The 21,597-nt window shown below is 48.9% G+C and carries 24 protein-coding genes and 1 other annotated feature; all 24 genes read left to right on the top strand.

Features of this window, described 5'->3' with window-relative positions; translation table 11 throughout:
- Nucleotides 1-52 precede the first annotated feature (52 nt).
- Nucleotides 53-334, top strand: a complete 282-nt coding sequence (locus ACTQ1O_RS04555; RefSeq protein WP_441101300.1) for a BMC domain-containing protein — start codon at nucleotides 53-55, stop codon at nucleotides 332-334.
- A gap of 109 nt (nucleotides 335-443) precedes the next feature.
- Nucleotides 444-1,058, top strand: a complete 615-nt coding sequence (gene pduL / locus ACTQ1O_RS04560; protein ID WP_441486457.1) for a phosphate propanoyltransferase — start codon at nucleotides 444-446, stop codon at nucleotides 1,056-1,058.
- A 318-nt stretch (nucleotides 1,059-1,376) separates the two neighbouring features.
- Entirely contained in the window at nucleotides 1,377-1,670 is a 294-nt protein-coding gene (locus ACTQ1O_RS04565) for a EutN/CcmL family microcompartment protein (RefSeq protein WP_441101274.1), read from the top strand.
- Complete coding sequence (locus tag ACTQ1O_RS04570) at nucleotides 1,667-2,992, top strand: 4Fe-4S dicluster domain-containing protein (RefSeq protein ID WP_441474137.1); 1,326 nt, start codon at nucleotides 1,667-1,669, stop codon at nucleotides 2,990-2,992. The genes ACTQ1O_RS04565 and ACTQ1O_RS04570 overlap by 4 nt, the downstream gene beginning before the upstream one ends.
- A gap of 18 nt (nucleotides 2,993-3,010) precedes the next feature.
- A complete protein-coding gene (locus ACTQ1O_RS04575) occupies nucleotides 3,011-3,559 on the top strand; it encodes a BMC domain-containing protein (RefSeq protein ID WP_441474136.1) in 549 nt (182 codons plus the stop codon).
- Between the two features lie 165 nt (nucleotides 3,560-3,724).
- Nucleotides 3,725-4,501, top strand: a complete 777-nt coding sequence (locus ACTQ1O_RS04580; RefSeq protein ID WP_441486308.1) for a DeoR/GlpR family DNA-binding transcription regulator — start codon at nucleotides 3,725-3,727, stop codon at nucleotides 4,499-4,501.
- 248 nt (nucleotides 4,502-4,749) lie between these two features.
- Nucleotides 4,750-4,899 (top strand): 50S ribosomal protein L33, encoded by a 150-nt coding sequence (gene rpmG, locus ACTQ1O_RS04585; protein ID WP_441101270.1) that lies wholly within the window; start codon nucleotides 4,750-4,752, stop codon nucleotides 4,897-4,899.
- Between the two features lie 43 nt (nucleotides 4,900-4,942).
- Nucleotides 4,943-5,173 carry a preprotein translocase subunit SecE gene (gene secE / locus ACTQ1O_RS04590; RefSeq protein ID WP_441474135.1) on the top strand — a complete coding sequence of 77 codons (231 nt, stop codon included), beginning with the start codon at nucleotides 4,943-4,945 and terminating at the stop codon, nucleotides 5,171-5,173.
- A gap of 15 nt (nucleotides 5,174-5,188) precedes the next feature.
- Nucleotides 5,189-5,716, top strand: a complete 528-nt coding sequence (gene nusG / locus ACTQ1O_RS04595) for a transcription termination/antitermination protein NusG (protein ID WP_441101268.1) — start codon at nucleotides 5,189-5,191, stop codon at nucleotides 5,714-5,716.
- Nucleotides 5,717-5,772: 56 nt separating this feature from the next.
- Nucleotides 5,773-6,198 carry a 50S ribosomal protein L11 gene (rplK, locus tag ACTQ1O_RS04600; RefSeq protein ID WP_441101267.1) on the top strand — a complete coding sequence of 142 codons (426 nt, stop codon included), beginning with the start codon at nucleotides 5,773-5,775 and terminating at the stop codon, nucleotides 6,196-6,198.
- Between the two features lie 135 nt (nucleotides 6,199-6,333).
- Nucleotides 6,334-7,029, top strand: a complete 696-nt coding sequence (gene rplA / locus ACTQ1O_RS04605; protein WP_441101266.1) for a 50S ribosomal protein L1 — start codon at nucleotides 6,334-6,336, stop codon at nucleotides 7,027-7,029.
- A 29-nt stretch (nucleotides 7,030-7,058) separates the two neighbouring features.
- On the top strand, nucleotides 7,059-7,229 hold the full coding sequence (locus ACTQ1O_RS04610) for a hypothetical protein (RefSeq protein WP_441486309.1): 171 nt from the start codon (nucleotides 7,059-7,061) through the stop codon (nucleotides 7,227-7,229).
- A 277-nt stretch (nucleotides 7,230-7,506) separates the two neighbouring features.
- Complete coding sequence (locus ACTQ1O_RS04615; protein ID WP_441486310.1) at nucleotides 7,507-8,550, top strand: helix-turn-helix transcriptional regulator; 1,044 nt, start codon at nucleotides 7,507-7,509, stop codon at nucleotides 8,548-8,550.
- 56 nt (nucleotides 8,551-8,606) lie between these two features.
- Nucleotides 8,607-10,424, top strand: coding sequence for a transglutaminase domain-containing protein (locus tag ACTQ1O_RS04620; RefSeq protein WP_441486311.1), 1,818 nt, complete (start codon nucleotides 8,607-8,609; stop codon nucleotides 10,422-10,424).
- Between the two features lie 100 nt (nucleotides 10,425-10,524).
- Nucleotides 10,525-11,484 (top strand): hypothetical protein, encoded by a 960-nt coding sequence (locus ACTQ1O_RS04625; protein ID WP_441486312.1) that lies wholly within the window; start codon nucleotides 10,525-10,527, stop codon nucleotides 11,482-11,484.
- A 144-nt stretch (nucleotides 11,485-11,628) separates the two neighbouring features.
- Nucleotides 11,629-13,155 carry an MBOAT family O-acyltransferase gene (locus ACTQ1O_RS04630; RefSeq protein WP_441486313.1) on the top strand — a complete coding sequence of 509 codons (1,527 nt, stop codon included), beginning with the start codon at nucleotides 11,629-11,631 and terminating at the stop codon, nucleotides 13,153-13,155.
- Entirely contained in the window at nucleotides 13,142-14,122 is a 981-nt protein-coding gene (locus ACTQ1O_RS04635; protein WP_441486314.1) for a hypothetical protein, read from the top strand. Before ACTQ1O_RS04630 ends, ACTQ1O_RS04635 begins: the two co-directional genes overlap by 14 nt.
- Before the next feature lie 178 nt (nucleotides 14,123-14,300).
- Nucleotides 14,301-15,818, top strand: coding sequence for an amino acid adenylation domain-containing protein (locus ACTQ1O_RS04640; protein WP_441486315.1), 1,518 nt, complete (start codon nucleotides 14,301-14,303; stop codon nucleotides 15,816-15,818).
- Between the two features lie 119 nt (nucleotides 15,819-15,937).
- Nucleotides 15,938-16,168 (top strand): acyl carrier protein, encoded by a 231-nt coding sequence (locus tag ACTQ1O_RS04645; protein ID WP_441474129.1) that lies wholly within the window; start codon nucleotides 15,938-15,940, stop codon nucleotides 16,166-16,168.
- A 136-nt stretch (nucleotides 16,169-16,304) separates the two neighbouring features.
- A complete protein-coding gene (locus ACTQ1O_RS04650) occupies nucleotides 16,305-17,975 on the top strand; it encodes a transglutaminase domain-containing protein (protein ID WP_441486316.1) in 1,671 nt (556 codons plus the stop codon).
- Between the two features lie 418 nt (nucleotides 17,976-18,393).
- Nucleotides 18,394-19,383, top strand: coding sequence for a glycosyltransferase family 2 protein (locus ACTQ1O_RS04655; RefSeq protein WP_441486317.1), 990 nt, complete (start codon nucleotides 18,394-18,396; stop codon nucleotides 19,381-19,383).
- Between the two features lie 172 nt (nucleotides 19,384-19,555).
- Complete coding sequence (locus ACTQ1O_RS04660; protein WP_441486318.1) at nucleotides 19,556-19,978, top strand: GtrA family protein; 423 nt, start codon at nucleotides 19,556-19,558, stop codon at nucleotides 19,976-19,978.
- A gap of 123 nt (nucleotides 19,979-20,101) precedes the next feature.
- Nucleotides 20,102-20,239 (top strand) — a sequence feature (ribosomal protein L10 leader region).
- Between the two features lie 33 nt (nucleotides 20,240-20,272).
- On the top strand, nucleotides 20,273-20,785 hold the full coding sequence (gene rplJ / locus ACTQ1O_RS04665; RefSeq protein ID WP_279200398.1) for a 50S ribosomal protein L10: 513 nt from the start codon (nucleotides 20,273-20,275) through the stop codon (nucleotides 20,783-20,785).
- Nucleotides 20,786-20,907: 122 nt separating this feature from the next.
- Nucleotides 20,908-21,285 carry a 50S ribosomal protein L7/L12 gene (rplL, locus tag ACTQ1O_RS04670; protein WP_279200400.1) on the top strand — a complete coding sequence of 126 codons (378 nt, stop codon included), beginning with the start codon at nucleotides 20,908-20,910 and terminating at the stop codon, nucleotides 21,283-21,285.
- The last annotated feature ends 312 nt before the right edge of the window (nucleotides 21,286-21,597 follow it).

A 21,597-nucleotide genomic window follows, 5' to 3' on the forward strand; every position in this document is an offset into this window, starting at 1 on the left:
ACCAGTAAAAGCGGATGAGCCCGCACACACGAATTTCAAGGAGGAAAGAAAAATGACACAGGAAGCTTTAGGAATGGTTGAGACAAGAGGACTTGTAGCTGCAATCGAGGCAGCCGATGCAATGTGCAAGGCAGCAAACGTAAGCCTGATCGGAACAGAGAGAATCGGTTCCGGACTCGTAACTGTAATGGTTCGCGGAGATGTAGGCGCTGTTAAATCTGCGGTTGAGGCCGGCGGAAACAATGCTTCCCGTCTTGGAGAGCTGGTTGCGACTCACGTAATTCCGAGACCGCATCAGGATGTTGAGATGATTCTTCCGCATCTGAATAAGTAAGCATTTGTACCTTCAGGGGTTGCGAGGCTTATCAACGAAAGCATACAAAGTTTTATTCAGATAACGAGGTGTCATTTTGGATACAAATCAGATTGAAACCATCACCCGCATGGTGATCGAATCCTTAAACAAAGCGGAGGAAAAGCCCTCTAAGGGATTTCTCGTTCCGGTTGGTGTATCCGCGAGACACGTACATCTGACACAGGAGCATGTAGAGGCTCTGTTCGGTCCGGGCTATCAGCTCACCAGGAAGAAGGATCTGATGGGTGGGCAGTTTGCGTCGAACGAGCAGGTTACCATCGTAGGTCTCAAGCTCCGTGCCATTGAAAATGTTCGTATTCTGGGACCCGTGAGAAAGCAGACACAGGTGGAGATTTCCGCAACGGACGCAAGGACGCTCGGTATAAAGGCGCCGATCCGTCAGTCCGGCGATATCGCTGGCAGCGCGCCGATCGCGATTGTAGGGCCAAAAGGGGCCATTTATCTCAATGAGGGAGCGATTGTGGCGATGCGCCACATCCATATGTCTCCGAGAGATGCTGAGGCAGCCGGCCTCAAGAATGGAGATATCGTTTCCGTAAAAGCCGATAATGACCGCGGTACCATCTTCAATCATGTGGTGATCCGGGTGGACAAGAGTTTTACTCTTGAGATGCACATCGATACCGACGAGGCGAATGCGGCGGGAATCAAACAGGGTGATACGGTAACGATTATTCCGTAAACCATCATACGATAAAACGTGCCATAAACTGTTTAAGCTACGGATAGCTACGTGCTTTGCACACTTTAGTGCTGCCATGTTCTGCAGGGCAAACTCTTTGCAGTTCGGCAGCACTGCTTGTACATAAATAGAAATTTTTTGCTCACGGAACCCGGCGCGTGATGTGCGTCGGAAGGTTCTGTCTGCATTTTTCTGATGAGATAATCATACAAAAGATAATTCTGTCTGTATTTTCAGACAAACGAATCATACAAAGAATAATCCTGTCTGTGATTTAGAGATGAAAGAATCATATATAAGGATAATGATGGAGGAAATATGATAGCAGGAAAGGTTGTAGGAAGTCTGATTTCCACCCGTAAAAGTGAAAAACTGGTCGGAAATAAATTTATGATTGTAGAACCACTGCATCATATGGCGGCGGACACACGCCAGATCATAGCCATCGATGTAATCGGTGCCGGAATCGGTGAATATGTTTTGATTGCGCAGGGAAGTGCTGCCAGAATCGGCTGTGATATGCAGGACGCTCCGGTAGACGCGGCAATCGTCGGCATCATCGATGACAACGGTTATTTTGAAGAAGAAAATTCTGGAATGGAGAAAGCATGAAATTTGAGGAGTTGCAGCAAAAACTGAAGGACGGCGGCGTAGTCGGTGCCGGTGGCGCCGGATTTCCGTCCTATGCAAAGTTGAATAAAAATGCGGATACCATTCTGTTAAACTGCGCAGAATGCGAACCGCTTCTGCAGCCACATAGACAGCTGCTCCGCAGCCATGCGGATGAGATACTCGCAGGACTCCATATGGTAGCCGAGACCGTCGGGGCAAAGCAGGCGATCATCGGAATCAAGAAGTCCTATGAACATGCAATTGCAGCCGTCGAAAAAGAAATCGGCAAATATCCGGAGATGAAGATTCATTACCTTCAGGAAGTATATCCGATGGGGGATGAGGTCATCCTGATCTACGAGTGTACCGGACGGGTCGTTCGTCCGGGCGGTCTTCCGATTGAGCAGGGCTGCATTGTATATAATGTAGAAACCATGTACAACATCTATCGGGCTGCGGTAGAGGATAAGCCGGTCACCTTCAAATATCTGACGATTATCGGTGAGGTATCAAAGCCGATCACAGTTCCTGTATCTGTCGGATGTTCCTTCAAATCTGTGGTGGATCTCGCGGGAGAGCTTACCTGTGAGGATCCGGTGTATTTTGTCGGCGGTCCGATGATGGGCCGTATTCAGCCGCATGATGGAAGGGTTACGAAGACAACAAATGCAATTCTGGTTCTTCCGCAGGATCATCCACTTGTCATGAAGAAGCGCAGAAAGTCGAAGATTGATCTGGCGAGAGCCGCGTCAATCTGCTGTCAGTGTGAGACATGTACCGATTTGTGTTCGCGTCATGCGCTCGGACACCCGATTGATCCCGCAAGATTTATGAGATCCGCCTCCAATGCGGATTTTCAGGATCTGAACCCGTTCCTGAATACAAACTTCTGCTCACAATGCGGTATCTGCGAGCTGTATGCGTGCCCGCAGGACCTTGCGCCGAGGACCTTGATCGGAGAGTACAAGGCGGGGCTGAGGGCAAAGGGAATCAAGCCGCCGGTTGTTGAAGCGGTTCCTGTAAAACCGTCCAGAGAATTCCGGAAGGTCCCGGAGGACAGACTGAAGGCCCGTCTGGGACTGAGCAAATACGATCTGCCCGCGCCCCTGGATGATGAACTGCAGCCCGAGAAAACCGTACGCATCCTTCTCAGACAGCATATCGGTGCACCGGCTGTTCCGATCGTCAAGGTCGGTGATCACGTGGAATACAGGCAGATGGTTGCGAAAGCACCGGATGGCCTTGGAGTTGCGATGCACGCATCTCTGCCGGGCGTTGTAACGGACGTGAACGATACGTTCATCAGGATCAGAAAAGAGTAAGAAAGGACGTAGGCGGCTATGAGTAAAGCAATCGGAATGATTGAGTTTAAGAGTATTCCAACGGGTATTACCGCGGCGGATCTGATGGTAAAGACCGCAGACGTTGACATTGTCGAGGCGCAGACGGTCTGCCCCGGAAAGTATATAGCTATTATCACCGGAGATCTCAGTGCGGTGAAAGCATCTGTGGAAGCGGCAAGCACGGCATATGAGTCCGAGCTTATCGATAATTTCGTACTCGGAAATCCTCATGAATCTCTCTTCCCGGCAATGTACGGGGCCAGCGAGATCGGAGAGGTGAATTCGCTCGGTATTCTGGAGACCTTTGATGTTGCTTCGCTGATCGAGGCGGCAGATGCGGCTGCGAAGACAGCCATTGTGCAGGTGATTGAACTGCGTCTCGCAAAGGGCATGTGCGGTAAGTCCTTCATGCTGCTCACCGGTGAGGTTTCTGCTGTGACAGCTTCCATTGAAAAGGCAAGGGAGATCGCAGGAGAGAAGGGAATGTATTTGGATTCACAGGTGATTGCGCATCCGGACCAGAAGATTATTCAGACCATTCTGTAAGATGAATATTCAGCTCCGGGAATCCTTTCTCGGGGCTGCTTTTTATCTGCGCGGGCAGTGAACTGCATCAGAATATGAAGTGATTGTGAGCAGAGTCAGCCGCGAGTATGAGAGATAACCCGCGAAGCGCATATGATCATTATCTTGATGTAGGAGGAAATAAGAGTGCTTGCAATTGAACGACGTAATTTGATACTTGAGAAGCTGCAGGACAACAAGAAAGTTGTCGTCAGCGAACTGAGCAAGCTTTACCACGTCTCGGAAGAAACCATCCGCCGGGACCTGGAGAAACTCGAGCAGGACGGATACGCCACGAAAAGCTATGGCGGCGCGGTGCTGAATGAGAACGTGGGTTTTGATATGCCGCTCACGGTGAGAAGCCGCAAGAATGTCGTTGCAAAGCAGAAAATAGCGGAGATTGCGGCGGGGATCATACATGATGGAGATCACATCATGCTCGACGCAAGCTCCACAGATCTTTTTATCGCGAAGGCAATCAAGAACAAGCAGAGACTGACCGTGGTCACAAATTCCATCGAGATCATTCTGGAGCTGTCCGAGGTTCCCGGGTGGACGATTATTTCAACGGGCGGAACACTCAAGGAAGGATATCTTGCCCTGATCGGCCCGGAAGCAGAGAAGTCCGCGAACGCTTACTATGCGGATAAAGCCTTTGTGTCCTGCAAGGCTCTGAACCGTGATCACGGGATCATGGATTCTCTCCAGCAGTTCACATCTCTGAAAAAGGTGACCATCGAATCGGCTGCGAAGAGCTATCTGGTACTGGACAGCACCAAGTTCGACAAGACAGCGTTCTCCAGAATCGATACATTGGAGCGCATCTATGGAGTGATCACCGATCAGAAGCCGGACGACTACTGGGTGGAGTATTTTGAACGCGAAGGAATCCAACTCTGTTATCCTGAGACGGCCGGACATTGACGCGGATCGGTGAAATTTTTGCTGAGGTACTGCTGAAATTTTGCTGAAATTTGCTGGGATTTTGCAACTTACACATATTGACACAGGATTTACTTCGTGCTATGCTAGTACAGAGACAACGAAGTAGGTCCTTTTTTTTTACGCTTTTTTGGTAGAAAGAGGCGGTGAACGTGATCGTTTCCCATTTGCCAGAAATGCAGAAAAATCTGGGCCCGATTTTAGTGTTTATTACAGTGGAGGTGGAAGTCGTGCGTACCAGAATTACATTAGCATGTACAGAATGCAAACAGCGCAACTACAATACGACGAAGGATAAGAAGACACATCCGGAGCGTATGGAAATCAAGAAGTACTGCAGATTCTGCAGAAAGCATACGCTGCACAGAGAGACCAAGTAATTGAGAGCCTTCGTTCTTTCGTTTTCTCTGGTGAGGTGAGTTTATGGCAGACGATGCAAAGAAGAACAAGGCCGGGAAACCAGCAAATGCCGACAAGAAAAAGGGCAGCTGGGCGAAGGGCCTGAAGACTGAATGGGACAAGATCGTATGGACAGAACCGAAGACACTCGGCAGACAGACCGCAGCTGTCGTTGCCATCTCGGTGGTTGTGTGCGTACTGATCACGCTGGTAGATAATCTGGGACTGCAGGTTATGCAGTTGATCATTGGGTAAGGAAAAGGTGGATCAATGTCAGATTCTGAAGCAAAATGGTATGTAGTTCATACTTATTCCGGTTATGAGAATAAGGTGAAGGCTAACATTGAGAAGACAATCGCAAACAGACACCTTGAAGACCAGATCCTGGAAGTCCGCGTACCGATGGAGGAGGTCGTTGAGGTAAAGAACGGCACGAAGAAACAGGTACAGCGAAAGATGTTTCCGGGATATGTGCTCCTTAACATGGTTATGAATGACGACACATGGTACGTCGTTCGCAATACCAGAGGCGTTACCGGATTTGTAGGTCCGGGTTCCAAACCGGTTCCGCTGTCACCGGCTGAGATGCAGCCGCTGGGAGTTGACGCCGGTGAGAAGGTTGTCATCGACCTCGAGGTCGGTGATCAGGTTGTCGTTATCGGAGGTGTGTGGAAGGATTCCACAGGTACCGTGTCGGCAATCAATCAGAGTAAACAGACCGTTACTATTAACGTTGAGCTGTTCGGACGTGCGACGCCGGTTGAAATCAGCTTCGCAGAAGTCCGCAAGGCCGGCTGACGGCCAGTGGGAGGGACATTCCCGCAAATACCACATTATTTTAGGAGGTGCCGAAAATGGCAAAGAAAGTTACAGGTTACATTAAATTACAGATTCCTGCAGGCAAAGCTACTCCAGCTCCGCCGGTTGGTCCTGCTCTTGGTCAGCACGGTGTAAACATCGTACAGTTTACCAAGGAGTTCAATGCAAGAACTGCTGATAAGGGAGATCTTATCATTCCTGTAGTTATTACAGTTTATGCAGACAGAAGCTTCAGCTTCATCACAAAGACTCCGCCGGCAGCAGTACTTATCAAGAAGGCATGCAACCTCAAGAAGGCTTCTGGAGAACCGAACAAGACAAAGGTCGCTACCATCACAAAGGATCAGATCAAAGAGATCGCCGAGATGAAGATGCCAGACCTTAATGCAGCATCCGTAGAGAGCGCCATGAGCATGATCGCGGGAACCTGCCGCAGCATGGGCGTTGTCGTTGAGGACTGATTCGGTCGACAGTAACTTTCGTAAGTGTCTGACGTTTCCTTCGGAGAAAGCGCTAATTCTTGCATGTGCGCCGGAAGGACGGACACAAATCGTGGGAGGGAAAATCCCGCAACTACCACAGGAGGTATTTTTAAAATGAAACACGGAAAGAAATACGCAGAAGCTGCAAAAGCTATTGACCGCGCAAATCTGTATGATCCGGCAGAGGCAATTGCCCTTGCAAAAAAATCTGCAGTAGCTAAGTTTGATGAGACAATTGAAGTACATATCCGTACAGGCTGTGACGGACGTCATGCGGATCAGCAGGTACGTGGAGCTGTTGTACTTCCTCACGGAACCGGCAAGAGCGTTCGTGTACTTGTATTCGCAAAGGGAGCAAAGGCTGATGAGGCTAAGGCTGCCGGCGCTGATTTTGTAGGCGATATGGATCTGGTTCCGAAGATCCAGAACGAAGGATGGCTTGATTTTGACGTTGTTGTTGCGACACCGGATATGATGGGTGTTGTAGGACGTCTGGGCCGTATCCTCGGACCGAAGGGCTTAATGCCGAACCCGAAGGCCGGAACAGTTACCATGGACGTAACAAAGGCGATCAACGATATCAAAGCAGGTAAAGTTGAGTACCGTCTTGACAAGGCAAATATCATTCACGTTGTAATTGGTAAAGCTTCCTTTACGGAAGAGCAGCTGAATGACAACTTCCAGACACTGATGGCAGCTATTAACAAAGCCAGACCTGCCGCACTGAAGGGCCAGTATCTGAAATCCGTTTCCGTTGCTCCTACAATGGGACCGGGCGTGAAGATCAACCCGATCAAGGTAAGCGCATAATTTCGTCGCAAAATTATGTGAGGGCTTTTTTGAAAGCTGTATATAAGGAACGTCTGTCTGCGAATGCGGTCTGCACAATTGCTTTCGCGGCAGGTTCCGGCAAGAATCCGGCCATTTTGGCCGGATTTTTTTACGTGAACAGTGAGCCGCGGCCGAATGCGAAGTATTCGTGTGCGGCGAGCGGCGCGATAGCGAGATAAAACTCGCGCAGCGTGTTTTATCTCGTTGCAGAAGAAAAATTGAAGGTATATTCGGGGGTTCAGTGGAAGAGTCATGGACAGGCTTGTGTTTATATTATCAAAATGTTTTCAGCTTACCGGTGTGAGTATCTCTTTGTATAAGAAGGGAGAAATGATCTTCAGTGCCGGTACAGAAGATTTTTACCCAATTCGGGATACGAAGGAATTCAGGCAGAGGCTGATTCAGACGGCGCAAAGTCAACAGGTACCCCTGATCGGGCGGGATGTGCATAAGGTAATGTTTGCATGTGCTGGCGGCGGGGATTCCTTCTGCTTTTTGGGGCCTGTTTCGACAGAGCATTTAAACCGTATAAAGGTGCATCGTTTCTATTTTGATATGGGAATGCGCAAGGGCATGGAGAAGCAGATTCCGTATCTTCCTCTTCCACGATTGCTGGCGTGTGTTGAGATCATAGCGGCTGAACTAACCGGTCATACATATACGGACGAGGAGATTCTTGACGCGAATGCAATCCGGGATGATTCGGAGTTGACCGCAGAAAAAAAGAAGAGCCTGGAGCGGCAGGATGTGATGGAGGAAGCTGCGCATCATACTTACATGGAGGAGCGAAAACTTTTGGATTGTGTGCGGGAGGGGCGCGTCGAGGAAGCCCTCGGCATGAATGCGCGGATGGATGCAGAGATCGGGATGATGTCAAAAAATGAAACGGAGCAGTGCCGGAAGCTGGCTACGGTGGCGATTGCTCTATCAGTCCGGGCAGCGATTGATGGAGGACTCTCGCCGGCAGAAGCCTATCAAATGAGTGATGATTTTCTTCAGAAGCTGGATGCATGCAACGATGTTTCCACACTGATCGCTATGCGCAATCGGGCCGTTCGTGAGATTACGACAAAGGTACATGATCGTCTTATGAAAAGAAAAAGGTCCAGTTATGTTGAACGATGTTGTGACTATGTGAATAAAAATTATAGAAATAAGATTTATCTGACAAAGATTGCGTCGGAGCTTGGAATCAGTCCGTCATACCTTTCCCGCCTGTTCGCAAGAGAAATGGGAGTGACACTTCAGGATTATATCGTTCGAATACGCATAGAATATGCGGCAAATCTTTTGAGATTTTCGAATGAAAGTATTTCTACGATCCTACATTTTTACTCAGCAACTTTCTGCATTGTTGGTCTGCAACTTCGTCGGAGACCTTCTTCCCGCTTTTTACGTGATCGTTTTTCTATAGAATTTCGTGGGCAAAAGTACTATAATACATATCACATGAGTATTTGCCAGGAGATATGGCCGTTGAAAAAATACATTGACAAATGAAAATGAGCATTCATATATCCTGGACAGATTCAGTGATGATGGAAAAGGGGAAGAATATGAAAAGAAAAAGGTTTGTTCAGCTATTAGCAGTGGTAACAGCGGCTGCAACGTTGTTTACAGCCTCGCCTGTTTTTGCTGCGGATGCGAATGGCTCTGTTGGAGCCGGAACGATAGAAGGAGCGTCAGACACCGCGACGAACAGCAGCAGTACCGCAGAGAACGGTGCAGCGGAGAGCAAGACCACGACGGTTACATCCGCGGGCAGTGAAACGGCGGGTAGTTCATCTTCAGGGAGTACCGATACAACAGAGACTGGAAGTCCGGCTGCCGAAAACAAAAATTCCGGCGACAACGCGGCTGAGAGCACGGTGATGACTGCATCGAAGGAATCAGAAAGCGCGGAGGCAGATTCCGCATCCGATTCATCGGAAACGAAGGATACTTCTGAGGAGTCTGAAGAAGAGAAGAAAGAGACAGAGGAGAAAGACGACAAAGACGACACTCAGGAGATACCCGTTGTCAGCTATGCGGCTCATGTTCAGCAGAAGGGGTGGCCGGCAGAGGACACCGTTTCCGGAACAGACGCTCCGACTTTTGCGGGATTTACGGGCAAGCGTCTTCGTGTTGAGGCAATCCGGGCCAGCGTGAAAGGCGATCAGAATCTCGGCATCACATATAATACTTATGTGCAGCGAAAGGGATGGACCGGATCGCAGAGCGACGGGGCAGTTGCGGGAACGACGGGACAGAGCCTCAGGGTCGAAGCAATTGTCATGGAGCTGACCGGAACCGATGCGGACAAGTACGATCTTTATTACCGCGTGCATGTGCAGAGCTTTGGATGGCTTGCATGGGCAAAAAACGGAGAGGTGGCCGGCACAACGAATCTGAGCCGCCGTATCGAGGCATATGAAGTTGCAATTGTGAAGAAGGGAGAGGCGGCACCTGAGAGATCTGCCGCACGTAATGTCGCTTATCTCACTGTTCCGACAGTAACCTATCAGACCCATGTGCAGAGATACGGATGGAGTCAGGGAGAGGTATCGAACGGCGCACTTAGCGGGACGACCGGACAGGGACTGCGGATGGAGGCGCTGAAGATCCATCTGGGCAACACAACCGGATTCACGGGTGGTATTTCATACTGCTCCCATATACAGAGACTCGGATGGGAACAGAACTGGAAGTCTGACGGAGTGATGACCGGGACAGAAGGAAAGGGACTTCGCCTGGAGGCGATCCGGATCCGGCTGACCGGTGAGATGGCAAATTGTTTTGATGTGTATTATCGCACGCATGTGCAGAGATTCGGCTGGACCGGATGGGCGTCAAACGGGGCGGACTGCGGATCCGCCGGCTATGGGTATCGTCTGGAGGCAATTGAGATCCGAATAGTGGCCAAGGGATGGGGCGCGCCCGGAAGTACGGCAAACACATTCCATCAATACACGATCCGGGACACCTATCCGCAGGCCTGCGCAAGACTGGATCAGGTGGGATGGAATCTGCGCAGTGCGCTGAATGCCGCCGCGGGACTCCGGTATGTCAGCACCTCTTACGCGCTGACTGCTTCCAATGTCAGCACAATCGCAAGCTACGGCTTTACTACAGGACGGGGCGACTGTTATGTGATGGCATGCTGCTTCTATGAGATGGCGAAAGCACTCGGATATGATGCACATGTTATGTTTGGATATGTTCCGCTTCGCTCCGAAGGTCTCGGCGTACATTCGTGGGTAGAAATTGACAACTACCAGGGCGGTACCGGAGTGTTCGATCCGGATTTCCAGCATGAAAGCGGCAGCGACGGTTTCAATCTCTATTACGGCAAACCCGGAACCTGGAGATATACGAGTGGAAGCAGAATAAATTAACAGGGTGTCCGCTATCCATGACAGCAGTATAGCATCAGGCAACTATGACACGAATAAGGCTGTATATAAATAATCATATCATTTATCAGGAGATGTATTCATGAAAAAGAAATTCCAGCACAACATTACCAGAATTCCGCTTACAGCGATGACGGTCATACTCACAGGCTCTGCGCTTCTTCTGGGAGGCTGTGGAAAGACTTCCGCTCCCGCGTCATCTGCCGCGTCGGTGACAGAAGCACCGGCTGCGCTTGAGGCGGTTGTCTCCTCAAGTACCAGTTCGGTTTCTTCCTCTTCCGCAGAAAAGGAGGAGAAAAAAATCATCGGTACAAAGGCGGAAGGTGCAAATATCGTACATATGGAGCTGACGAATGCCACCGGAAAGGTAATTACCGGTTTTTGCGTGAAATACGCAGGGCAGGAAGCATATGGCAGCAATATGCTTCCATCCGGTGAAAAATTCGCGGCCGGTGAAACCCGTACACTTTATTATGACGAATCCGAAGCTCTCAAGTCGGTGAATTCGGAGGATTCGTCCGATTCTGCCCCGGTTGTTAATCCGGACTATTCTATTCGTCTGACCTTTGATGATCAATCAGAGCTTGAACTGCATTCCGTACCTGTAAACGACATCAAGACAGCATCCATTATGCTGAATACAGATGGATCCTTCCTGTTTCTGAAGTATGTTTCCCTGTCCACAGGAGAAACTATCAGTACAGAGGATGGAGAGAAGGCAGCTCTGGAGGCATCCAAGGCAACACCTTCTCCGGATCCGACGCAGGCGGCGACAGAAACACCCGCAGCAGAGGCTCCCGCTGCAGAGCAGGGCACAACAGATCAGGCAGCTACAGAACAGGCCGCAGCACCTGAGGAGAGCAGTACGTACACTGCTCCGTCGGATACGTATACCGATCCATCGGCTGCTTATACGGCACCCTCGACGACGGATACGACCGATTCTGGCGCCGGACAGGCGGAAACAACGCCGGCTCCGGTTGCTACGGATCAGGGAGCGGACTCAGGCGAAGGATGTATTGACGACGGACTGACCTGGTAAGGGGCAGGATGAGTTCATGGAGGACGCAGGCAGGGCTGTGGTGCACATGGCGCGCGGGCTGATGCCTGTGTTTTCCTTGTCTGCCTATACCGTTATCATGTTGCGGATATCCCGCCTGTATATTACGTTTCCTAGGAGGAGACCATGTCACTGACATCAAATCTTTTTTTTCTCTTTCTGGCAGTCTGTCTGCTCTGTTATTATCTGGTGCCGAGTGGCCGGCGTTGGGTTGTGCTTCTTGCGGCGAGCATTGTCTTCTACCTGTCCTGCGGCATTCCCGCATTTCTCTGCCTGTTGTATTCCGCAATTGTCACGTACCTGACAGGACTGGCAATCGAACGCATCTATGCCAGATACACAGACAGGAAAGAATCCCGCAAGAGGGCGAGAAGAATAGTTATTCTCGGCATGGTGCTTGATTTTGCCATGCTGGGTGTGTTGAAATACACCAATGATATTCTGGGAATTATCGGTCAGATTCTTCATGGGGATTTTTCTCTGAAGGGTATTCTGCTTCCTCTTGGAATCTCATACTACACTTTTCAGACGGTGAGTTATATTCTGGACGTATACTGGAAACGAACCGGGGCAGAGAAGAATTTTTTCCATTATATGCTGTTTGTTTCGTTCTTTCCGCAGCTGGTTCAGGGACCCATCGGAAGGTACAAGACCTTAATGCCGCAGCTGCTCGAAGGACACGAATTATCTTTCCGGAATCTCAGATTTGGTCTGATGCGTATGGTATGGGGACTGTTCAAGAGCATGCTTCTGGCAGGTTGGGCAGGACTTTATCGTAAGGCCATCTGTGCCGACCTTGACCGGTTTTCCGGTATCGCGATATTTATCGTACTTCTGTACTCCGTTGAACTGTATGGCAGTTTCTCGGGAGGCATTGATTTTGTTCTTGGAATCGCTGAACTTTTCGGGATCCGTCTGGATGAAAATTTCCGGCGTCCCTATTTTTCGGTATCCATTTCCGATTTCTGGCGCCGCTGGCATATCACCCTCGGTACATGGATGCGTGACTATGTCATGTACCCCCTGACTCTTTCCCGGTGGATGGGCAGGGTCGGAAAAAATGCCAGAAAACGCTTCGGCAAGAGAACTGGGCTCCTGATTCCGATGTGCATCTCGAGTATCATCGTTTTTTTTGTGGTCGGACTCTGGCATGGAGCCGCCCTCAACAACATCGGGTGGGGACTGTATAACGGTGTGCTCATTGCCGCGAGCAACCTTTTGGGTGACTCCTTCCGGAAATGGAAAACGGCTCTTCGTGTCAACGAAAAATCGATGTATTGGAAATTTTTTACCATCATCCGGACGTTTATCCTTGTCAACATCGGCTGGCTCTTTGACACCACGAAGAATTTTGGAGAAGCTGTGAAGGTAATTTATTTCAGCTTCACAAGACTGCATCCCTCCCAGTTTTTATCTATTGCTGCCGGCAGGCTCGGCGCCTCCTACACGCCGACGGCATTGATCATTCTGGGATCCGGCGTCGTTCTGCTGTTCATCATCAGCCTTCTTCAGGAACAGGGGATGCAGGTCCGGGAATGTCTTTCCCGACGCCCGGTTCTCGTACAGGTTCTGATCTTTACCGCCCTGTTGGCTGTGACTGCTCTGCTTTCGCCAATGGCGGCAGAAAGAGGTTTTATTTATGCACAATACTAAAATTTTCGCTGTGCTGAAGTTTGTGGGCTGTGTGGCGGTTTTTACTGCCATACTGCTGGTTCTCGATCTGCTTTTGTATCCCTGCACGTATGTCCGCAATGACGTGCATGCTCTGGCATCCGGGCAGAACGATGTGGTCATTCTCGGAACCTCCAACTCACGCATGGGCATTGATCCGGATACTTTGCTGAAGGGAACGGGTCTGAAGGGACATAACCTGGCGAACGGAGGAGAGTATCTGTGCGATTCCTACTATATGCTGAAGCTGGCTGTGGAAGAGAACCGGCCATCTACAGTGATCCTGGATGTTGATCCGGGATATCTTGTGACGGAAAAGGAAAAGGGGAACAACTACCTGCTCTTTTATCACGAATTTCCGTTTTCAGCGGCAAAACTCAGCTATCTGGCTGCAATTATGCCGGAAAGCGATTTCCGGGCACTGTTGTTTCCATCCTATGAGTATCCTCTGAAGAGTATGCTTCCGCGGATTCCATCCAATGTGAGGGTGAAACTGAGCGGCGATTACAGTGCGGATCAGTTCAGCACAGCGAATATGCTCTATCATGCGGATGGATTTATTGAGCGTTATCCGGTTGCGGAAGAGAACTTTCCCGGCTGGAATCCGGTCCTTTTTGAAAAGGACAAGGTAAAGGAAGATAATATCTCCTATCTTAATAAAATAGTCCGTCTGTGCGATGAAAATAACATCCGGCTTGTTGCGACTACACTTCCCCAGCCGGATCGTTCGCTTGTGTCTTTTCCGGAAAATTATGAGGCTGCCTGGGATTACCTGAGTGATTATATGAAGAGAAACGGGGTAGAATATTACAACTTCAACCGCGAATACTACAGCAGTTTTTCGCATGACGTGTCCTGCTTTGTTGACTATGACGGGCATATGAACGGAGACAGTGCGGAAAAGTTTTCAGCTCTGTTAAGAGATATGCTGTTCGATAAGAAATCGTAAAGCCGAAGCCTAGAAGGATCCTGAAATGGGAGAAGCTTCGAATTGCGAGTGACTTTGCAATGCAAAGGACTTTGAAATATGAGAGACTTTCGTGCTGCGGTTCTGATGAGCCCAGATACGGGATAATGTACTGGCATTTATGCATTTGATGCAGCCGGATTTATATGGAGGAAAATACATGGCAAAGCTTGTTATGGAATATCTGGAGGAGACGGCAAAGAAGTATCCGGATAAGGCCGCATATGTTGACAAGGATCGCACGATTACCTTTTCGGAAACGAGGCAGGAAGCTCTTCATGTCGCGGGTGCGCTGGTGAGGCGTCACCTCTTCAAAAAACCGGTGGCCGTGTACATGGACAAGCGCGTGGAATGTATACCCGCAATGCTCGGAATTGCATATAGCGGCAATTTTTATACCGTTCTTGATACACAGATGCCAGATACAAGGATCCGGCATATCCTGAATGTTCTGGACCCGGCGGTAATCCTCACGGACCGGTCACACGAAAGTGCTGTCCTTTCCATAAAAGGCGGCGCGGAGATTCTGATCTATGAGGACGCGCAGGAATCTGCCTGCGAGGAAGAAGAAATTCTGAATGTCATGAACAAGATCCTGCCCACGGATGTCTTATATGTGCTCTTCACCTCGGGCTCTACCGGAACGGCAAAGGGTGTCGTTACCCCGCACCGCGCAGTGGTAGACTATGTGGATGCGGCAACCGATGCCTTTCATTTCACAAGCCGCGATGTAATGGGTAACGAGGCGCCCCTGTATTTCGTGATGTCACTGCTTGATGTTTATTCTACACTCCGAAACGGAAGTACTACCTGCATCATTCCCCGCCTTTATTTTTCCTTCCCCGCACTTCTGATGCGTTTTCTGGAAGAAAAAAAGGTGACCGTACTGTACTGGGTGCCGTCAGAGCTCGTGGTTCTGGCTAATCTGAAGGCTCTGAAGCTTTCGGATCTCTCCACTGTCCGAATGGTCATGTTCGGTGGAGAAATTATGCCGATCAAACAATTGAATATGTGGAGGGAGGCACTTCCTCAGGCTGATTTCATCAACCAGTACGGACCGACAGAAACTACTGACGGCGGGTCCTATTACTTTGTTGACCGGGAATTTCCGGAAAATGCGCGGCTCCCGATCGGAAAACCATTCCGGAACTATGATTTCATGATCCTGGATGAGAACAATCGGAGAATTACGGACAGTGCGGGGGGATCCGGAGAACTCTGTGTGCGCAGCAATTCCCTCACCTACGGATATTACAGGAATCAGGAGATGACAGACCGTGTTTTCACACAGAACCCTCTGAACTCCTGTTATGAGGAGAAAATCTATCATACGGGAGACCTCGTGCAGTATAACGACCAGGGAGAGATCATTTTTGTCGGCCGCAAGGATTTCCAGATCAAATATATGGGACAGAGGATTGAACTGGGCGACATCGAGGCAAATGTCTCCGCAATAAAAGGGGTTGAGGAAAACTGTTGTGTATACAACGAAGCGAAAAAGAGGATCGTTCTGTTTTACACAGGTAAAGCGGAAGAATCTTTTGTAAACGAAGAACTGGCCAAGATGCTGCCGGCATATATGATCCCCGGGCGCCGCGTCCATCTTGATTCCATGCCGCATAACCTGAATGGAAAAATTGACCGGGCAAAACTGAAAAGCAATGCCGCGGATCTCTGATTTTTGATGCAGCTGCCTCCCTTAGAATCCGATATTCTTATGTGATTCAAAGAGGAACGGAAAGCGGCATGGGTAAGAGACAACAAGTGTGAAAAATGTGATAAAAAGGAGAAAAACTGATGGATAATTCTATGGAAAAACTGATGAACATTCTGGATGAGATCAAACCCGGAGAGGATTTTACAAGAACAGATCTGGTTTCCGGAGGTGTATTGAAATCATTTGATATGATGCTTCTGATCCAGGAAATTAATGATGCCTTTGATGTCCAGATTCCTCTGGAGGATATCCTCCCGGAGAACTTCGAATCAGCGGAGAAGATTATGGAGACAATCCGGAAGCAGCTCTAAGATGTCCGGAAGCGGTTGAGATATATGGGGCTCTTTGAGATATGTGCTGAAAGCGATAATCGGATATACCTGATTCTGTCAGAAATAAGAATTCTGCTGCAGGGATGGGAAATGAATTGAGGTGAGAGAAAGCTGTATGAAAAAGAAGTTTTTCGTTCAATCTATCATGGCGATCACTACCATAGGAATGCTGTTTACTGCGCTCCCGGTTCTGGCTGAGGACGTGGTACCTTCTGTTGTTTCTTCGGTTTCTGTGTCTTCATCAGCGAATGAGGCGGAAGAATCTGTGACTGCTGGATCCGGAAGCGGGACAGGTGGAAGCACATCAGCAAAGGAGGACTTCAGCAGGACGACAGAAGCTGGATCCAACCCGTCGGAAACGAAGGAAACTTCTGAGAAGTCTGAAAAAGAAATAGAAGAAAAAGAGAGAGAAGACGCTCAGGGAATGCCTGTTGTCAGCTATGCCGCTCATGTTCAGCGAACAGGATGGCCGGACAAAGAGGTCATTTCCGGGGAAACCGCACAAACTTACGCGGGATCTACGGGAAGAGGCCTTCGTGTTGAGGCGATCCGGGCCAGCGTGAAAGGCGATCAGAATCTCGGCATCACATATAATACTTATGTGCAGCGAAAGGGATGGACCGGATGGCAGAGCGACGGGGCAGCTGCGGGAACGACGGGACAGAGCCTCAGGGCCGAAGCAATCGTCATGAAGCTGACCGGAGACGATGAGAAGAAGTACGATCTTTATTACCGCGTGCATGTGCAGAGCTTCGGATGGCTTGCATGGGCGAAAAACGGAGAGGTGGCCGGCACAACGAATCTGAGCCGCCGTATCGAGGCATATGAAGTTGCAATTGTGAAGAAGGGAGAGGCGGCACCTGCGAGATCTGCCGCACGTAATGTCGCTTATCTCACTGTTCCGACAGTAACCTATCAGACCCATGTGCAGAGATACGGATGGAGTCTGGGAGAGGTTTCAAACGGTGCTACTGGCGGGACGACCGGACAGGGACTGCGGATGGAGGCGCTGAAGATCCATCTGGGCAACACAACCGGATTCACGGGCGGTATTTCATACTGTTCCCATATACAGAGACTCGGATGGGAACAGAACTGGAAGTCTGACGGAGTGATGACCGGGACAGAAGGAAAGAGACTTCGCCTGGAGGCGATCCGGATCCGGCTGACCGGTGAGATGGCAAATTGTTTTGATGTGTATTATCGCACGCATGTGCAGAGATTCGGCTGGACCGGATGGGCGTCAAACGGGGCGGACTGTGGATCCGCCGGCTATGGGTATCGTCTGGAGGCAATTGAGATCCGAATAGTGGCCAGGGGAAGCGGCGCGCCCGGAAGTACGGCAGATACGTTCCATCAATACACAGTCCGGGATGCTTATCCACTGGCCTGCGCAAGACTGGATCAGATAGGATGGAATCTGAGAGCTGCATACAACTGGGCAAGAAATTTCAGATACATATCTATGGATATACCGTCGTCCAGAGGAGCCAGATACTTTGCCACTCTTGCCTTTAAAAATCAGAGCGGTGATTGTTACGGAAAATCAGCTTCGTTTTATGAGATGGCAAAAGCTCTGGGTTATGATGCACACTGGGTTGTTGGCTATGTAGCAGCATCAGGTGGAGGACGAGAAGAACATGGGTGGGTGGAAATCGATAATTATAATGGCGGAACCCATGTATTTGATCCATCCTTTGAACAGGGAGTTCACAAGAATGGATTTGCGATTACTTACGGTCAGAAAGGTACCTGGAAATATCTCGACTACTCGAGACAGAATTGAGGAAGCAAAAGGGAACCTGACAGATCGGAGAGATCGTGCTTACTTTATGGTGTGACATCTAACACGCGGTATCTAACAATCGAAGAAATAATACTTATTATGATAAATGAACGGATTTACATCCTGCCAGCTGATCTGATGTCAGATGGCAGGATATTTTTTATGCGAACAGTGAGCCGCAGCCGAATGCGAAGTATTCGTGTGCGGCGAGCGTCGCGATAGCGAGATAAAACTCGCGCAGCGTGTTTTATCTCGTTTACGGACTGGTGTTGGGCCTGAACAGTAACCGGGATCATGATTTCTGTTTCAATAGAGGCTTTATATAGATTTATGCAATCGATTGTGATATCGTGATATGGATATTATATAAATGAAACAGAATTTTCGATAATGTGCATTTTTGAATGAGGTGGAAATAATGCGGCAACCAAGACTGTGGATAGTTATTCCCTGCTATAATGAGCGCGATGTTCTTCCAATAACAGCTCCGTTATTTTTGAAAGAGTTAAAGAAGCTGATCTCTGCCGGGAAAGTCAGCGAAGACAGCCGGATCTTATTCGTGAATGATGGTTCCGGGGATGATACATGGGACATCATTATGGGGTTGTCGAAATCTGATGATCATTTCATCGGAATTTCGCAGTCACGTAACAGAGGACATCAGAATGCGGTTCTTGCCGGCCTTATGGAGGCAAAGGACAAGTGTGATATTACAATATCTATTGATTGTGACGGACAGGATGACATTTCGGCAATGGATAAGATGGTGGATGAATATCACAATGGAAGCGAAATTGTCTACGGGGTCCGTTCAAGCAGGAAAACCGATACCTGGTTTAAACGTACAACAGCTCAGGGATTTTACCGTTTTCTTAATCATATGGGCGCGGAAGTTGTCTACAATCATGCGGATTATCGATTAGTAAGCGCAAGAGTCCTGGCACATTTTGCTGATTTTAAGGAAGTGAATATTTTCTTACGTGGCATGTTTCCTCTGGTTGGTTTTAAAAGCACTTCTGTTTATTACGAGCGTCATGAGAGAATGGCAGGGAGAAGCCATTATCCGCTTCGGAAAATGCTGGCACTTGCGTTTGATGGTATTACAAGTCTTTCCATCAAGCCTATCTCGATCATCTGTGGAATAGGTGTGGGGGTGAGTCTCATTGGCTTCATCGGTGTCATCTGGGCGATTGTAATGGCTGTGATCGGGAACACAGTTGCCGGATGGGCTTCCATTTTCTGTATCATTTGCTTTCTTGGAGGAATTCAGCTTCTTTCAATGGGAATAATAGGCGAGTATGTGGGGAAGACATACCTGGAGTCAAAGCACAGGCCACGCTATATCATCAGTGAGAAAACCTGGGACCCGTTACCTGACAACAGGGAGGAAACTGATCGTGAGGGGTAATGTTTCCGAATAGTCGGTAAATAAAGCACAAAGGGAGGAAACTGTTCGTGAAGGGTAATGCTTCTGAAGAGTCGGCAAATAAAGCACAACGAGTAGTCGTTGTTACATTGATGGCAATAGCACTCGTTTTTGCTGGCACTTTTGCCATACCAATAACTGAGGAGGCTCTCTTATGAGTTTTTCAAGTATTATTGAGAAATATAAGGATCTGATTCCTTATGCAATCTTCGGGGTGCTGACTACCCTGGTAAATATTGCGTCGTATTGGGTATTTGCGCACCCGCTTCAACTTCCGGTTACGTTATCGACAATTCTTGCATGGATTGTCTCTGTAACATTCGCCTACTTAACAAATCGCAAGTGGGTTTTTCACAGCGAGGCAGATACAAAGAAGGCTGTGGCAAAGGAAGTTATTTCCTTTTTTGGCTGCAGAATGGGAACTGAATTTGTAGATCTTGCGGCGATGTTTATTTTCGTTGATCTGCTCTCATATAATGATATGGTGGTAAAGGTAATTTCAAATGTTGTTGTCATTATTTTGAATTATGCAGCAAGTAAATTCCTGATATTCCGGCATAAGGGCGTACGTCACTAACTCTGTGTTGCGCACTCTCGAAGAGCTTGAAAAGTACTTTCGAAGTATTCTCGAAGAGCTTGAACAAAGAACATTCTCGAAGATCCTGAAAAAGAACTTGACATTTTCACGGCTGCGCGATAAGATACCATTTGTATCACGCCGAAGACAGCAGGTGTCGAAAGACGTAAGCGGAGTACCGCCTGCCGAGGATGTCGATTCTTTTCTGTTATGAAGAATTCAGACCGCCCGGCATGCCCGGACGGTTTTTTATTTGGCTGGTACACACATCAAAATAAGGAGGTATACCAGATCATGGCAAAGGTAGAACTGAAGAAACCAGTCGTTGATGAGATTTCGAGCGCAGTTGACGGTGCTGCTTCCGTAGTCCTTGTGAATTACAGCGGACTTAACGTAGCACAGGATACCGAGCTTCGTAAATCCCTGAGAGAGGCCGGCGTAAACTACAAAGTCTACAAAAACACAATGATGCATCTTGCATTCAAGGGTACGGATTACGAAAGCCTTGTACCGTATCTGAACGGAACAAACGCCATCGCCATTTCCAAGGATGATGCGACTGCTCCGGCGAGAATTCTTGCGGGCTTCGCAAAGAAGAATCCGCAGCTTGAGCTGATCGCGGGTGTCGTTGAAGGCAGCCTTTACGATCAGAAAGCTGTTGAAGCTCTTGCAGAGGTACCAAGCAGAGAGGTTCTGCTGGGCCGACTGCTCGGAAGCATCCAGGCCCCGATCGCAAACTTCGCACGCGTTATCAAACAGATCGCGGAGAAGGATGGCGAGGCAGAGGCTGCACCGGCTGCAGAATAATCTGCGGCGAAATCTGTGCATAGTCACAGATCCGTTTATTACCGATCCGGTTTTTAGCGATCCGTTTTTATCAGATCCGGATCACAGAGTAGATTCAAATACTAAATTGGAGGAAAATTACAATGGCAAAGTTAACAACAGAAGAATTTATTGCTGCTATTAAAGAGTTATCTGTACTTGAGTTAAATGATCTCGTAAAAGCTTGCGAGGAAGAGTTCGGCGTATCTGCATCTGCAGGCGTTGTAGTAGCTGCTGCTGGCGCTGGCGCTGGTGAGGCTGCAGAGGAGAAGACCGAGTTCGACGTTGAGCTGACTGAGGTTGGCCCGAACAAGGTTAAGGTTATCAAGGTTGTTCGTGAGATCACCGGACTTGGTCTGAAGGATGCGAAGGATCTTGTTGATTCCGCACCGAAGATGATCAAAGAGGGCGCTTCCAAGGCTGAGGCTGATGATATCAAGGCTAAAGTTGAGGAGCAGGGCGCAAAAGTTACCCTCAAGTAATAATTATGCGATGTGTGGGCCGGAGACTGCTGTGTCAGTCTCCGGCCTTTTTTACGCGAACAGTGAGCCGCAGCCGAATGCGAAGTATTCGTGTGCGGCGAGCGTCGCGATAGCGAGATAAAACTCGCGCAGCGTGTTTTATCTCGTTGGTGCGCCCGGCGGGCGCACGTTGAAAAAAGGGATTGCCGTTGCAGAACACTAAAAAACAGCGATTACAATAAAAATATTGCGGAAAAGTTACAAAAGGTTACAAAACACTTTTAATAGAACGGTACATATGTTATAATAGCTTCAATCACTTGAGAAAGGGGA

Source organism: Bilifractor sp. LCP21S3_A7 (assembly GCF_052118825.1).
In the GTDB taxonomy this organism is placed as follows: domain Bacteria; phylum Bacillota; class Clostridia; order Lachnospirales; family Lachnospiraceae; genus Bilifractor.